This window comes from Streptomyces nigrescens (assembly GCF_027626975.1).
GTDB lineage: Bacteria > Actinomycetota > Actinomycetes > Streptomycetales > Streptomycetaceae > Streptomyces > Streptomyces nigrescens.
Window position 1 is genome coordinate 8978794 of sequence record NZ_CP114203.1, and the last position, 15491, is coordinate 8994284.

General features: G+C 71.8%; 5 protein-coding genes. 1 reads left to right on the forward strand and 4 read right to left on the reverse strand.

Annotated elements, in window-relative coordinates:
• Positions 1 to 15: 15 nt before the first annotated feature.
• Genes STRNI_RS38795 through STRNI_RS38805 form a run of 3 tightly spaced genes read right to left on the reverse strand, consistent with a single transcriptional unit; the run spans position 16 to position 13954 of the window.
• Complete coding sequence (locus STRNI_RS38795; protein WP_277412951.1) at positions 16 to 786, reverse strand: hypothetical protein; 771 nt, start codon at positions 784 to 786, stop codon at positions 16 to 18.
• Positions 783 to 2639, reverse strand: a complete 1857-nt coding sequence (locus tag STRNI_RS38800) for a class I adenylate-forming enzyme family protein (RefSeq protein WP_277412952.1) — start codon at positions 2637 to 2639, stop codon at positions 783 to 785. The genes STRNI_RS38795 and STRNI_RS38800 overlap by 4 nt, the downstream gene beginning before the upstream one ends.
• Positions 2636 to 13954 (reverse strand): amino acid adenylation domain-containing protein, encoded by an 11319-nt coding sequence (locus STRNI_RS38805; protein ID WP_277412953.1) that lies wholly within the window; start codon positions 13952 to 13954, stop codon positions 2636 to 2638. Before STRNI_RS38805 ends, STRNI_RS38800 begins: the two co-directional genes overlap by 4 nt.
• 469 nt (positions 13955 to 14423) lie before the next feature.
• Between STRNI_RS38805 and STRNI_RS38810 the strand changes: the two genes are divergently transcribed.
• Entirely contained in the window at positions 14424 to 14648 is a 225-nt protein-coding gene (locus STRNI_RS38810; protein WP_109886861.1) for an MbtH family protein, read from the forward strand.
• A 194-nt stretch (positions 14649 to 14842) separates the two neighbouring features.
• On the opposite strand, the gene STRNI_RS38815 is transcribed toward STRNI_RS38810, so the two are convergent.
• Positions 14843 to 15481 carry a maleylpyruvate isomerase N-terminal domain-containing protein gene (locus STRNI_RS38815; protein ID WP_277412954.1) on the reverse strand — a complete coding sequence of 213 codons (639 nt, stop codon included), beginning with the start codon at positions 15479 to 15481 and terminating at the stop codon, positions 14843 to 14845.
• Positions 15482 to 15491: the final 10 nt, after the last annotated feature.

The window sequence follows — 15491 nt, forward strand, 5'->3', positions numbered from 1 at the left end:
TCGGTTTCACCATGGTCAATGGCGGGTGCTGCTGCTCGGATCGGTGAGGTTGGCGCACGTGGTGGCCGGGCTCTTGTCCTTGGCGAGGAAGATGGTCTGCGCCATCATCCGGTAGCCCGACATTCCCTCGCGCAGCGTCTCGATGGATTCCTCGGGGTGCACCGAGTCGATCACCGCGTTCGGTCCTACCGCGTTGAACTGGTGGGACACCCCGCGCGGGATCTGCATGTCCACCCAGGAGTTCGGCGGGACGATCACATTGTGCCGGTCCCGGTGCACTCCGGTGGGCGTACCGGGCAACGCGTCGGTGAAGGCCCGCAGCGGACCGGTCCAGTTCGCTGCCGCGGGGCGCACGGTGATGGGGGACAGGCTGGAGACCCGGATCGTGGTCTCCGGGCCCGTCATCATCCGCACGAACCGCAACCCGGTGTGCAGGTGCATGCGTGAGCAGATGTCCCGTTCGGAGGTGTCGTAGAAGTCCATCAGGTAACGGTCGGCGAAGAAGCCCTCGAAGGGGGGCTCCAGCATGAAGACGTCGCCCTCCTCGAACTCCTGCGCCTGTTTGAGCACGCCGGCGGGGGTGGGGTGAGTCTGCTCGGTGTGGTGTGCCGCCCGGACCAGGCCGGCGAGGGCGTCGACCACGCTCAGGGCGACGTCCGGTGGCAGTTGCACCACCGGAGTCAGCCGGTTCCGGCCGGGGTCCTGATGCCGCCGGACGTCGAGGATCTCGTCCTCGTGGTCGGGGGACTGCTTCATCCGCCCGGTCGTTTCGGTGCCGTGTGTCATCCAGTCGCTCCAGCGTGCTCGTTCGGTCCGAAATCCGGCTGCCGTGCCCACAGCACGCCGCCCAGGTCGTGTCGCCCGGCGCGCAGCACCGAGCAGCCTGTGGTCAGGAATCCGCGGTCGCGCAGCCGGGCCAGCCGTGTCCAGCGATCCCTCTCGCAGCCCCCGAGGGGACCGTCCAGAAAGGACAGCAGCGGGCCCAGCGGCCATACCGGGCCGTCGGCCGCGGGCCCGTGCGGGAGCACCTGCAGTGCGCCGTCGCCGAAGAGGGCTTCGGTGCCGAACGGCACCGGCGGTCCCTCGAAACCGTGGCGGGCCGCCACTTCCGCGGCGAGCTCCGCGTGCACTGCCAGAGGCCACTCGGTGCGCAGCGTCGTACGCCAGTGGGCCTTGGCCCGGGACAGTTCCGCGTTGTCCTCGTGGTGCCAGTGTTCGCGCAGGAAGTCGAAGGCGCCGAAGATGGTCTCCTCGTCCGGGTGGGGGCGGTCACCTGCCTGCGTGGCCAGCGCGCGCAGGCCGGGGTGGTCGGCGCCTGAGTGCAGCAGGTCGTGTGCGGTGGCCGCGGCGTAGCGCAGCAACCGTTCGTAGCGCGCGGGAGCCAGTCGGCGCGCGGTGAGTACCCGGCTCATCGCCTTGCGCTGGGGCTTTCCGGTGGACGTCGCCAGGAGGCCGCCGAACTGGAGGGCCGTCGGGCGCAGTTGTGCCCGTTCGTACAGGTCGCGTACGGCGGAGACCGGCTGCTCTGTGGCGATCAGCCCGATGTCCTGGCCGAGTGAGGGTTCGTCCACCGCGACCGCCGCGAACCGGCCGGACAGGCCCGCTTGACGCCAGCCGTGCTCGATGTCGAGCGGGTAGTGCTTCTCCCCGCCCCGGTTGATGCGCTCGCCGGCGCGGCCGCGCAGGACGAGCAGGCCGTCGCGCAGTTCGCCCAGATCGCCGGTGCGCAGCCAGCCGTCGTCGGTGACGGTGGCGGCGGTCGTACGGCTGTCCTGCCAATAGCCGGTCATCAGGTCCGGCGTTCTGATCCACACCTCACCGGACTCCAGCCGGAGTTCGGTGTCCGGCAGCGGCGCCCCGACCGGGGGCACATGCTCCAGGTACTGGTCGCGGAACTCGGCGTCGTCGAGCCGGGGCATGGTGAAACTGAAGTTGACCGCCTCGGTCAGGCCGTAGCCCTGCCGCAGGCGCGGACCGTACCGGCGGTGGAAACGGCGGGCGAGGTCGCTGGTCAGCGGGGCGGCCGCGGTGATCAGGTACTCCAGGCCTTCCGGCCAGTCGGGACCCACCTCCAGCAGGTCCGCCAGCAGGGCGGGCACGATGGAGGCGGTCCTGGCCCCGGCGGCGCCCAGCGCGGCGAAGTAGCCGGCCGGGTCGAAGGCGGCCTGCTGGGTCAGCGGCGTACCGGTGAGGTGTGTGCCGAGCAGCGACATCACCAGCGCGTTGCAGTGGTACAGCGGAAGGCAGGTTCCATGCGGGCGCTCCGGTGACAGCCCATGCAGTGCCGCGGTCTTGGCCGCGTTGCCCAGGACCGCCCGGCGGCTGAGCATGACCCCCTTCTGCGGGCCGGTGGAGCCCGAGGTGAACATGATGAAGGCGAGGTCGTCCGGGACGGTATGGGCGTCGGGGAGCGCGGTGCGGTGCAGGCCGTGGACGTCCACCAGGGCGGCCGCGGAGACGCGCTCGGCGATCCCCGCGACCGCCCGGTCGGTGGCCTGCGGGTGCAGCGGGACCGCGACGAGACGCCGGTCGAAGCAGGTGAGCAGCACGTCCGCCAGTGCGCTGCCGTTGGGCAGCCGGATCACCACCCGTGCACCTGCGGGCAGTTCGGCGAGGGCGCCGGCCCCGGTGCGGATCAACGCTGCCTCCTCAGCAGGTCGCGGAGCTGGACTCCGACCTCGGCCACGTGCTGCGGCTGCAGCACGCGATGGTGGGGCGCGGTCGCGTGACCGACGGTCAGGTCGCCACCGACGTGGGGCCGCCACAGGTCGTGGTGCGGGACGGGGCGCGGTGTGTGCGCCGTCGCTTCGATGTAGGTGGTGTCGCCCGGGTAGCGCGGCGGCCGGTAGGTCCGCGCGAGCCTGTAGTTGTGGCGCGACACCGCGATGACGCGGCCGATGTCGTCCTCGGTGAACCGGGCGAATACGCTGCCTTCCTTGTGCAGCAGCGCCGAGACGGTGTCGAAGTCGAGGTCCGCCGAAGCGAAGCGCTCGCCGTCGAGTCCCGCGGCCGTCAGCAGCACTCGGAAGACGCGCTGGTCGTCGATGGGATCTTCCGGCCCGGGTCCGGTACCGGCGACCGTGTCCACCAGGAACAGCGATCCGGCCGGCTCGCCGAGCTCGTGCAGCCGGACCGCCATCGCATGCGCCACGAGCCCGCCGAAGGACCAGCCGACCAGGTGGTAGGGGCCGCTGGGGCGGACCGAACGCAGCAGGCCCAGGTAGCGCTCGGCCATCGCTTCGACGGTGCCGGGCAGGTCCGCCACTCCGCCGGGCCCCTCGGCCTGGATGCCGTACACCGGGTGGTCGCGGTCGATGTGCCGCAGCAGCCCCGAGTACACCCAGCTGATCCCGCTGAGCGGATGGACGCAGAACACCGGTGCCGCCGGGCCGCCGGTCCGGAACGGCACGAGGTGCGTGGGTGCGCTCTGCGACGGTGCCCGGTCCAGCAGCCGGCTCAGCGCTGCGGGGGAGGCCGCCTCGAAGACGTTCCGGATCGTCGGCTCCAGCCCGAGCACGGTCCGCACCCGGTCGGTCAGCCGGGCCGCCAGGAGCGAGTGCCCGCCCAGTTCGAAGAAGTGGTCGCCGGGGCCGACCCGGGGCAGATCCAGCACCTCGGCGAAGATCTCGCACATCAGGTGCTCGCGGAGGTTCTCCGGCGGCGGCGAGTCGCCCGCGGACGCCCAGTCCGGTTCGGGCAGTTGGTCGCGCAGCAGCTTTCCGTTGGCGCTGAGGGGGAGCCGGTCCAGTGCGAGCAGGCGGGTGGGCACCATGTAGTCCGGCAGATGCCGGGCCAGGTGTGCGCCCACCGAGCGCAGATCGGCGTCGGCGGGGACGACGTAGCCGACCAGTCGGCGGTCGTCGGCCTTCCGGTCGTGGACGGCCACCGCGGCCGCGTCGACGTCCTCGTGGCGGGCCAGCACGGCCTCGATCTCCCCGAGCTCGACGCGATGGCCGCGGATCTTCACCTGGTCGTCGGTCCGGCCGTGGAAGTGCAGGACTCCGTCGGCGGTCCATGACGCGAGATCGCCGGTGCGGTACATCCGGTCCCCCTCCGGGCCGAAGGGGTCCGGGACGAACCGGGTCGCGGTCAGTCCGGGCCGGTGCAGGTAGCCCGTGGCCACGCCCGCACCGGCCACGTACAGCTCGCCGGTCACGCCCGGGGGCACCGGCCCCAACCTGGCGTCGAGCACATAGCAGCGGGTGTTCCACAGGGGGCGCCCGAGGGGCACCGCGGCGGATGCCACACGGCCGACCGGGTGGGTGGTGGACCAGACGGTGGTCTCGGTCGGGCCGTAACAGGCCAGCAGGGACGCCGTGCAGCCGGACAGCGTTTCGGCCAGCTCCGGCGGTACCGCCTCGCCGCCGATGACCGCGCGGATGTGGCGCAGCCGGTCCGGCCGCCGGGTCAGGAGGGTCTGCCACAGCGACGGGGTCGCCTGCATCACGGTGACCTGGTGCCGGTCGAGCAGGGCGGACAGCTCGTCGGGGTCCCGCAGTGCGCCGTGGCCGGCGAGCACCATCGTGGCACCGGTGACCGGCGGGAGGTACAGCTCGGGCTGGGACATGTCGAAGCCCGCGGGCGCGGCGGCCAGTACGCGGTCCTCGGCGCCGACCGCCAGCCGCTCGCGCAGGGCGAGCACCAGGTTCGTCAGCGCGCTGTGGGGCACGACGACCCCCTTCGGACGCCCGGTGGAGCCCGAGGTGTACGTCACGTACGCCGTGTTCTCCGGTACGCGCGCCGGTTCCCCGGAGCCCGCGGTGACCGTGAGCCCGTCGTCGTGGCGTACCACCAGCAGGGGGCGGGCGTCCGCCAGCAGCGCCGCGATCCGCTGTGGCGGCAGCGAGGGGTCGATGGGCAGATAGGCCGCACCGATCGACTGGACCGCGAGCAGGGCGGCGGGCAGGTCGGGGTCGCGCCGCAGCTCCAGCGCGATCAGACTGCCCGGGCCGGCCCCGCGCTCACTCAGCTCCGCCGCGATGCGCGCCGCCCGCTCGGACAGCTCCCGGTAGGTGAGCACGGTGTCCCCGTGCCGTACGGCCGGTGCGTCGGGAACGCGGAGGACCTGTGCCGCGAACAGTTCGGCCACGGTGGTCTCGGGCACGTCGTGGGCGGTGGAGTTCCAGCGCCCGAGCATCCGCTCCCGCTCGCCGGCGACGAGGATCGGGAGGTCGGCGATCCGGCGGTGCGGCTCCGCCACCAACGCCCCCAGCAGATCGTCCAGCCGCGCGAGCAGCAGACGCGCGGAGGCCGGGGTGAACAGCTCGGTGTCGTACTCCAGTTGGCCTTCGATACCGGCTTCCGCACCGTCGTCCCCGTGATGCTGGCGCAGGCTCCACAGCAGGTCCATGCGGGAAGCGCCGCCGTGTGCGGCGACCGGCTCGACCCGCAGTCCCGGTAGGTCGAACGCGACGGGCGGTGTGTCCTGGAAGGCCAGCATCACCTGGAAGACGGGGTGGCAGGAGAGCGTGCGCGGCGGGTTGACCGCCTCGACCACCTGCTCGAACGGCACTTCCTGGTGGGCGAAGGCATCGAGGTCGGTGGTCCGGACCCGCTCCAGCAGTTCGGCGAACGTCGGCGTTCCGCTGAGGTCGGTGCGCAGCACCACCGTGTTGACGAAGCAGCCGACGGTGTCGTGCAGCCCCTCGTCGTGGCGCCCGGCCACCGGGGTGCCGATGGGGATGTCAGCGCCGGCACCGAGCCGTGACAGCAGCACCGCGAGCGCGGCGTGCATCACCATGAACAGGCTGGTGCCGGTGGACCGTGCGAGCTGGTTCAGCCGTGCGTGCAGGCCGCCGTCCAGGGTGAAGTCGACGGTCTCCCCGCGGTGTGCGGACACCGGCGGTCTGGCGTGGTCGAGCGGCAGCGGCAGCACTTCCGGGGCGCCGCGCAGTGCCTTTGTCCAGTACGAGAGCTCGGGGCGGAGGTCGAGACCGCGCTGCCAGACGGTGTAGTCCGCGTACTGCACGGGCCGGCTCGTCCACCGCGGGGCCTCGCCCGCGATGCGTGCGCGGTAGGCGGTGGACAGGTCGCGGGACAGCGGAGCCAGTGACCAGCCGTCGGCGGCGATGTGATGCAGCAGGATCAGCAACACGTGCCGCTCGGGTGCGGTCTCGAAGAGCAGGACACGGACCGGGAGTTCGACGGAGAGGTCGAAGACGTACGTGGCCGCTTCGGCGAGCAGGCCGGGCAGCTCGGCCTCCGACGTCGTCACCACCTCGAACGACAACTCCTCGGCCGCGCCGATGTGTTGGTAAGGCTCGCCGTCGATCTCGCTGACGTTGGTGCGCAGGCTTTCGTGCCGGACGAGAACGTCGCCGAGCGCCGCATACAGGTGTTCCGTCGCCAGCGGACCGCTCAGCCGCGTCGCGAAGGACATGTTGTAGACCGAGTTGGGGCCGGCCAGCCTGCTGAAGAACCACAGTCTCCGCTGCGCGGGGGAGAGCGGGATCCGCTCCGGCCGTGCGGCCGTGGTGAGTCCGACGCGCGGGGTACCGGCCGGCTCCGGCAGGCACCGCGCCAGGTCGGCGACGACGGGGGCGTCGAACAGGGTGCGGATGCTCAGCTCGCACCCGGTCTCCGCCCGCACCCGGTTGATCAGGCGGGTGGCCAGCAGCGAATGCCCGCCCAGATCGAAGAAGCTGTCCTCCGCGCCGACCTCGGGGACCCCCAGCGTCTCGGCGAACAGCGCGCACAGGAGCCGCTCCCGCTCGGTCGCCGGCGGGCGGCTCACCGGCAGTGCGGACTCCGGTCGCGGCAGAGCTCCGCGGTCCAGCTTGCCGTTGCCGGTCAGGGGGATCTCGTCGACCGGGAGGATGAACGCGGGCACCATGTGGGCGGGCAGCACCGTCCGGGCGTACGCGCGCAGTTCGGCGGGCGCCGGATCCCCCTGCGTCACGGCGTAGCAGAGCAGTCGGCCGCCGTCGGCATCCGCGTCCGCGAGCACCACGGCGCGGTCCACGGCGGGGTGCCGTTCGAGGACGCGCTCGACCTCCCCGGGCTCGATCCGGTAGCCGCGGATCTTCACCTGGTGATCCGTCCGGCCCAGATACTCCAGTGTGCCGTCGGCCCGGCGCCGCCCGAGGTCCCCGGAGCGGTACATGCGGGCACCGGGCGCGCCGAAGGGGTCGGCGACGAACCGGCTCGCGGTGAGCCCGGGGCGTCCCAGGTACCCGCGCGTCACACCGGGACCGGCCACGTAGATCTCGCCGGGGCAGCCCGGCGGGACCGGACGCAGCGCGTGGTCCAGCAGGTGCAGTTGCAGATCGGGCAGCGCGGTGCCGATGACACCGGCCGTCTCGTCGGGATCGGTCAGCTCGGCGTGAGTCGAGTGCACGGTGGTCTCGGTGATCCCGTACATGTTGACGAGCTTCGGCCGGCCGGGGCCGTGCCAGGAACGGATGCGGGAGAGTTCCAGCGCCTCACCGGCGAACACGACGACCCGCAGCGCGGGCAGCCCGCCCGGCTCCGTCTCCGATGCGGCCCGCATGAGCTGGTAGAACGCCGACGGAGTCTGGCTCAGCGCGGTGACCTGCTCCCGGGCGAGCAGCTCCAGGAATTCCCGTGGTGACTTGGCGACGTCGTCCGGCACCACCACCAAGCGGCCTCCACGGCCCAGCGCCGTCCACAGCTCCCACACCGAGACGTCGAAGGCATAGGGGTGGAACAGCGTGTGCACATCGTGGTCGCCGAAACCGAACCGGCTGTCGGTCACCGCGAGCAGCCGCCCGACATTGTGGTGCGAGACCACGACACCCTTGGGCGCTCCGGTGGAGCCCGAGGTGTAGATCACGTAGGCGACGCTGTCGGGGTCCACGGCGAGACCGAGATCGTCCGCCGGATAGCCGGCGGCCGGATCGGTGCCGTCGAGCACGATCTGCGGATCCGGCACCGCGAGCGGCTCTCCGGTCACGACGAGCACGGGAGCGGCGTCGGCCAGCACCTGCCGCACCCGCTCCACCGGGTGGGCCGGGTCCAGAGGCAGGTAGCCGGCTCCCGACTTCAGCACGGCCAGCACCGCGACCACGAGGTCCGTGGAACGTCCCAGCACCAGGGCCACCAGGCGTTCCGGTCCGGCCCCGCGCGCGACGAGGAGCCGCGCCAGACGGTTCGCCCGCGCGTTGAGCTCCCCGTACGACAGGGTGGTGTCCCCGCAGGTGAGGGCCGGGGCCGTCGGCCGCCGCCGTACCTGCTCCTCGAACAGAGCGGGCAGGGCGATCGGGGCGGGCTCGGCTTCGGCCTCCGCCGGCCTCTCCTTTTCGTCGGGCAGCAGCAGATCGAGCTGCCCCAACCGCGCCTCCGGACGCGTGGTGATCCGGTCGAGCAGCGTGCCGAGGCGGTCGAGGAGGCGGCGGGCTTCTTCCTCGTCGAACAGGTCGCTGCTGTGGTCGAGACGGAGTCGCAGGCGGCCGTCGCCCGGCATGGCGATCAGCGTCAGCGGGTAGTGCGTGCCGTCCCGTCCCTGGACGCCCCGGAGTTCCAGGCCGGGCACGAGATCGCGCAGCTCCTCCTCGTCGATCGGATAGTTCTCGAAGACCACGACCGTGTCGAAGAGTTCGGCATGCCCGGCGATCGACTGCAGCTGCGTCAGATCGGCGTGCTGGTGGTCCCACATGGACAGTTGCTGGGCGCGCAGGTCCGCGAGGGACTCGGCGACCGACCGGCGAGGATCGAGGCGGACCCGCACGGGAATGGTGTTGATCAGCAGTCCGACGATGTGCTCCGCACCGGGCAGCTCCGCCGGCCGGCCGGAGACCGTCGCGCCGAACACCACGTCGTCGCGGCCGGTCAGAGCACCGAGCAGGACCGCCCACGCCAGCTGTACGACGACGTTGGCGGTCAGCCCGTGCTGCCGTGCCACGGCCTCGATCCGCGCGCTCGTGGTGTCGTCCAGCTCGACCGTCAGCCTGTGCCGGGCCGCGGCCGAACCGCGCCGTCCCGCCCCGCCGACCAGCGTCGGACCGTCCACGGAGGACAGCAGCGCGCGCCAGGCGGCCTCGTCCGCGCGGGAGTCCCTGGTGGACAGCCAGTCGAGGAAGTCGCGGTACGGCGTCGCGGGCGGGAGCGCGTGGCCGGCGTAGAGCGAGAACAACTCCTTGATCAGGATCGGCATGGACCAGCCGTCCAGCAGGAGGTGGTGTGTGGTCAGTACGAAGGTGTGCCGCGCGTCGGCATGGCGCAGCAGGGCCGCGCGGACCAGTGGGGGACTGGCGAGGTCGAACCGCCGCCTGCGGTCGGTGTCGAGGAAACGGTCGAGGTCCTCGTGCGCGGGTATCTCCTGCCATTCCACGGTGAAGTCCGGGACGACCATCTGGACGGGACGCCCCGACGGACTGTGCCGGATGCCCGCGGAGAGCTGGGGATGGCGCAGCAGCAGACGGTGGAGCGCGTCGCGCAGCGCGGCGGGGTCCAGCGCTCCGCCGAGTTCGAAGACGAACTGGACGAGGTACGGGTCGGCGCCGTCGTGGTCGTAGAGCGAGTGGAACAGCAGTCCCTGCGCCAGCGGCGGCAGGGGCAGCTCACCGGTGGCCCGGGCGCGGGCCCGCCGGGCCAGGGCCTCAAGTACGTCGAACCACCGGCGCGCGAGTCCGGAGACCCGTTCTTCGGTGAGCAGTTCACCCGGCCAGGACCAGTGCGCCACGAGCCGGGGGCCGTCCGGATGATCGTTGATCACCGCGTCGAGTTCCACGGTGTGGCCCATCGCCAGCTTGCCGCCGGTGGCCGGACCGAGCACCGAGGAGTCGGCCGGCACCGCCCAGTCGCCGTCACCGCCGACATCGAACCGGCCCAGGTAGTTGAACGCGAACTGCGGCGACGGCCGGGCCGCCAGCGCCGGACCGGTCTGCGGGTTGAGGTAGCGCAGCAGACCGTGGGTCAGACCGGCGCGCGGGGCGTCCCGTACGCAGGACCGCACCATGGCCACCGCACTGTCCAGCACGGCAGGATCGGTGCGGGCGTCCGCCCAGGAGCAGCCCGGATCGAGTACCACGGGGCACAGGGTGGTGAACCAGCCGACCGTACGGGACAGGTCCAGGTTGGCGGCGAATTCCTCCCGCCCATGGCCTTCGAGGTCCACCAGCAGCGCGTCCGGCCCCTCCCGCCAGTCGGCGGCGGCCAGCGCGAACGCGGTCAGCAGCAGTTCGTGCACCGAGCAGTCGAAGGCCGCGGTCGCGTCGGTCACCAGACGCGCGGTGAGCGCGCCGGACAGGGTGGCGGAGTGCCGGCGCCGGGTCTCCTCGGTGTCCATCTCGCCGTCCAGCGCACGGCCGGCGACGGGCGGATCCTCGGGTACCGCATGCCACCGGGAGAAATCCCCGAGCACGGACGGGTGGTGCGCGTACTGGACCAGCGCCTTCGCCCACTGGGGGAAGGAGGTGCCGGTCCGTTGCAGCTGCGGTGTGCGCCCGTGCCGGACGGCCTCCCACGCGGTACGGAGGTCTTCCTGGAGGATGCGCCAGGAGACACCGTCGACCCCGAGATGGTGCACGGTGAGGGTCAGTTCGCCCGACTCCGCCGGTCCGGGATCCCGCCAGCTCGCGCGGACCACCTGCCCGTGCCCGGGATCGAGCAGGGTGCCAGGACGGTTCCACTCGACGGTGCCGCGCGGCAGCACTTCCAGAGCCCACAGCCCGTCCACCGCTCTCAGCGAGAGCCGCAGCATGCCGTGGTGATCCACCAGCGCCTGCACCACCGCGCGCACCTGCGCTTCGGTCATGCCCGCCGGAGTACGCACGGTCAGGGACTGGACGAAGCCGTCGATCGGGCCGCCGCGTTCACGCAGCCAGTGCATGACGGGCGTCAGCGGGACTGTGGGATCGTCCGCGTCCTCCAGCGCGATCCGGTGCCCCGGCTCCGGCGCCGTTCCCATGCCGTCGGCGAGGGCGAAGACGGTGGGTGTGCGGAACACGTCCGGGGTGCTGACGGCCAGACCGGCCCGCTGCGCCGCACCGGCGAGCTGGATCGCCTTGATGCTGTCGCCGCCGAGCTGGAAGAAGTCCTTGTCGAGCGGAACGCTCTCCAGGCCGAGGATCTCGCCGAACAGCCCGGCCAGCCGGCGCTCGACGGCGGTGCGAGGAGCCCTGGCCACGTCCGTGCTCCCGTCCTCCGGAGCGGGCAGCGCGAGCCGGTCGAGCTTGCCGTTGCGGGTCAACGGCAGCCGGTCCACCGCCACCACGGCCGACGGCACCATGTACGGGGGCAGCCGGTCCGCCACGCCATCGAGCAGCCGCGTCGTGTCACCCGACGCGGCCACATAGGAGACCAGCCGCCGCACTCCCGGCCGGTCCTCGCGCAGGATCGTCGCGGCCTGGCGCACCCCGGGCTCGGCCAGCAGCGCGGCGTCGATCTCACCCGGTTCGATCCGGTAGCCGCGGAGCTTGATCTGCCCGTCGGCGCGTCCGGCGAACTCCAGCCGGCCGTCGCGGTTCCAGCGGGCCAGGTCGCCCGTGCGGTAGACGCGGGAGCCGGGTGGGCCGAAAGGATCGGGTACGAAGCGCTCGGCGGTCGCGGCCGCCCGGCCGACGTAGCCGCGCGCGACCCCCACACCCCCGAGGTACACCTCGCCCACCACGCCGGGTGGCACCGGCCGCAGCGCGTCGTCGAGCAGCAGCACCCGCTTGCCGTCCAGCGGCGCACCGATGGGAACCGAGCCGGCGCCCTCCGGTATCTCCTCGACGGCGAACCTGGTCCCGAACACCGTGGTCTCGGTGGGCCCGTAACCGTTGACGACGGTGAGTTCCGGCAGCGCGGACCGCACGGCGCGCACCGCCGCCGGGGACACCACATCACCGCCGGTCCAGACCTGGCGCAGCCCGGCCAGACAGGCGGGGTCCTCGGTGGCGAACGCGTGGAACAGCCCGGCGGTCAGCCACAGTCCGGTGATCCCGGTGGCCGCCGTGATCCGGGACAGTCCGGCCGGGTCCAGCCTCCCCGGCGGGGCGACGACCACCTCGCCACCGGTCAGCAACGGCACCCACAGTTCCAGGTTGAACGCGTCGAAGGCATGCGGCGAGTACAGCAGCACCCGGTCCGCGCCGCCCTCGGTCCACCACCGGTCCGCGGCGAGCCCGGCCAGGTTGCCCTGGGTGATGGCGACCCCCTTGGGACGCCCCGTGGAGCCGGAGGTGAACATCACGCACGCCAGCGCATCCGGCATCGCCCGGGGCTCCCCGGCCGCCGTTCCCCGCTCCCGTACGTCCAACTGCCGCACCCCACGGTCACGTGCCGGCGCGACGAGGGGATCGTCGGCGGTCTCCCGGTCGGTGAGCAGCACCCGCGCTCCCGCGTCGGACAGCACCGCTTCCTGCCGGGAGACCGCGTCGTCCCGCTGCAGGGGAACATAGGCCGCGCCCGTCTTCACCACCGCGAGCGCCGCGACGACCAGGTCCACCGAGCGTTCGAGCAGCAGCGCGACGGTCCGCTCCGGGCCCGCGCCTGCCGCGGCGACCGCGGCGGCCAGCGTCGAACTCCGCGCGTCCAGCTCGCGGTAGGTCAGCCGCTCCCCGGTCCCGGCCGAGCGGACCGCGACAGCGTCAGGCGTGCGCGACACCTGATCGGCGAACCGGCCGACGGCCGTGCCGCCGGGCGCGACCGACGTACGGTCACCTGTGCCCAGAGCGGCGACGTGCCGGCGCTCCCTCGCGGTGGACGCCGCCATCCGGGCCAGTGGAGTCTCCCGGTCGGCCTCCGCCACCTGCCACAGCATGTGCGGGAAACGGTCGGCGACGTCCCGCAGCAACTCCTCGCTGTGGTTGGCGGGATTGGCGTCGAAGTCGAGGCGCAGCACACCGTCGCCACGGTCGTAGGCGACGATCGAGAGGTCCTCCGACGGCGGCGCCTGCAAGTTGTGGACGGTCGCGGTCGTCGGACCGAACCGCAACGGCCGGTCAAAACGCTGGATGTTGAGCACCGGACCGAAGAACTTCCGGCCGTCCTCGGGATAGCCCAGCTCACGCCGCAGATGCTCACCCCGGTAACGCTGGTGACGGCGCACCAGCCGCAGTTCGTCGGCGACTTGATCGAGCAGAGCGCCGAGGGGGGCCGCCGGATCGACGTGCAACCGCAGGGGGAGGACGTTGGCCGACATCGCGGGCACGGTCCGCGTGAGCCGGGCCGGACGGCCGGCGACCGGCAGGCTCAGTACGACATCGCGGCTGCCGGTCACCGCGTGCAGATAGAGCGCGGTCGCCGCGGTGAACAGCCGGGTCCAGCGGTGCCCGAGCCGCTCCGCACCGTCCCGAAAACCGGCGAACTCCTCCGCCGACAGCACCCTGGTCAGCCGCAGCGACCGGTCCGTCGCCGCGGCCGCATGGGTGCCGAGGCTCAGGAAGTCAGGCCGCCCGGCCAGTCGCTCCAGCCACCAGTCCCGGTCGGCGGTACGTGCGGCGGCCTCCCGGTAGGCGGCTTCGGCGTGCACCAAGGGACGGAGCCCGGCCCAGCCGCTCTCCGGAACGGCGCGCCCTTCGTACCGACAGCTGTAGATCTCGGCGACGCGTTCGGCGAACAGGGCCATGCCCGCCCCGTCCAGAGCGAGGTGGTGAACCCGGTGGAACACCAGCGAGCGGTCGTCCGCGACACGCAGCACGGCCCCCAGGAACAACGGCCCGGCATCACTGCCCCCGGCCTTGGCCATCTCGGCCCGCATCCACTCCCGTGCGGCGGCGTCCGGGGCGGACGCTCCCCGGAAGTCGACCACTTCGACGGTGTGTTCCGGGTCCCGGAGCAGCCGTTGTACCGGCGAAGAACCCGTCGTCTCGATGATGCGGACGTTGACCGCCTCGCACTCGGCAGCCGCTCTGGTGACCGCGGAGGCCAGGAGGCCGGCATCGACATCGCCGTCCAGGACGAGGTACTCAGCCCATTGATAGGCGCCGGGGCGGCTGTGCCCGGCACGCTCCGCCAGCCAGACCCCGAGTTGAGCCTCGGAAAGGTGTAGTTCAGGGCAGTTTTCGGGCATGAGTATGAGCATCCCCATCGGTCTTCCCGGCGTGACGCCGGCGACTGCCGTCGGATGTGGGCCGTTTGATCGAAAGTGGACCGGCCCATCGAAACACAGCAGGCAATGGGAGAGTAAAGTCGCAGCAATATGCCCTATCTCACGTTTACTTGAAGCGTCTAGGACGTGCTGGTGGGGGAGCGCTGCACTCGGTTTTGCGCCACACGGTTGTCCGGATTATCCCGCCGGGACGAGGCGCTGACCCCTGGCCGATTGGGCTTCTGCGGTGGCTGGTTCGCGCTTTCCGGGGCGGAGCGGGACCGGCGCCCGTGCTCGCCCGGACGGTCGGCTCAGGCAGAGCGTCGGCTCCGCCAGCCATACGGCCACTTCGCCAACCGCCAATCCGTCACCATGATGAATCCGTCACCATGATGAATCCGTCACCATGATGAAGAGGAACAGACCGTATCCGCTGAGAGGGAGTGACCGGATGAGCAGCAATCCCTTCGAGGACCCGGACGGCACCTACCTGGTTCTGATCAACGACGAGGGGCAGCACTCGCTGTGGCCGTCATTCGTCGTCGTTCCGGCAGGCTGGCGGACCGTCCTTGAGGAGACCAGTCGCGACGCGGCACTCGAGTACATCGACACCCACTGGACCGACATGCGCCCAAAGAGCCTCGTTCAGGCCATGGAGGGCTCCGGCGCGGCCTGACCCGCGCCCGGTGCGGCCCGCGCCCTCGGAATCCCGGGGGCGCGGCCGCCGCTTGCAGTTCAGCAAGGCATGGGATGAAAAGGCATGGGATGAACTGGCCGGCCAGGGCGGCTCGCTAGGCTCGTCGCGCCGCGCTCGTCGTGCCTGCCGGTCTCGCTGGTCTCGCCGCGCTCGCCTCGCTGTCCAGCAGGGACTCACCCGCCCTGCGCGCCGTACCAGCGCCACTCGGTGAGTCGCTGACGGTCGGGGAGGGCGATGCGTCCGGTCGCCCACAGCAGCATCTCCCAGGCGTCACCCTCAACGGCGACATGGGGGAAAAGCTTCTTCAGGACCCGTTCGCACAACTCCCTTGGCGGTGACCACTCCAGACCCAAACCCTGAGTGATGTCATGGGTGTGCACGAGGGTCTCGACGACGCCCATGGCGGCAAAGCCTTCCGGGTCCGAAGGCCCAAAGACGTGGTAGGCAACGGTGGTTGAAGGGGCCGTGCGCAGGACGGACGCAAGCAGACCGCCACACGCCTCCAGGACGGTCAGAAGGCCCTCGGGGCCCGAGGCCCGCTCAACGAAGATGACGTTGGCAGGTCCGCCGCTTCGGTCACTGCTCGTCCGGAACGGCAACACCGTGGACATCGGCGGCTTCGCCAGTCCGAACCTCGCGGCGTAGGTGAACAGGTCATCGGCGAGATGCTCGAGCGTCTCCCAGCACGTCCAGTCGAGCGTTCCCGCCTTGGCCTCCCAGGCCTGGGGAGGTGCCTCCCTCAGGGCGTCGATGGCCAGAGTGACGACCCGCCGCACGTCCTCTCCGTCGACCGAGGTGTCTGCTCCGTCCATGCGGAGGATC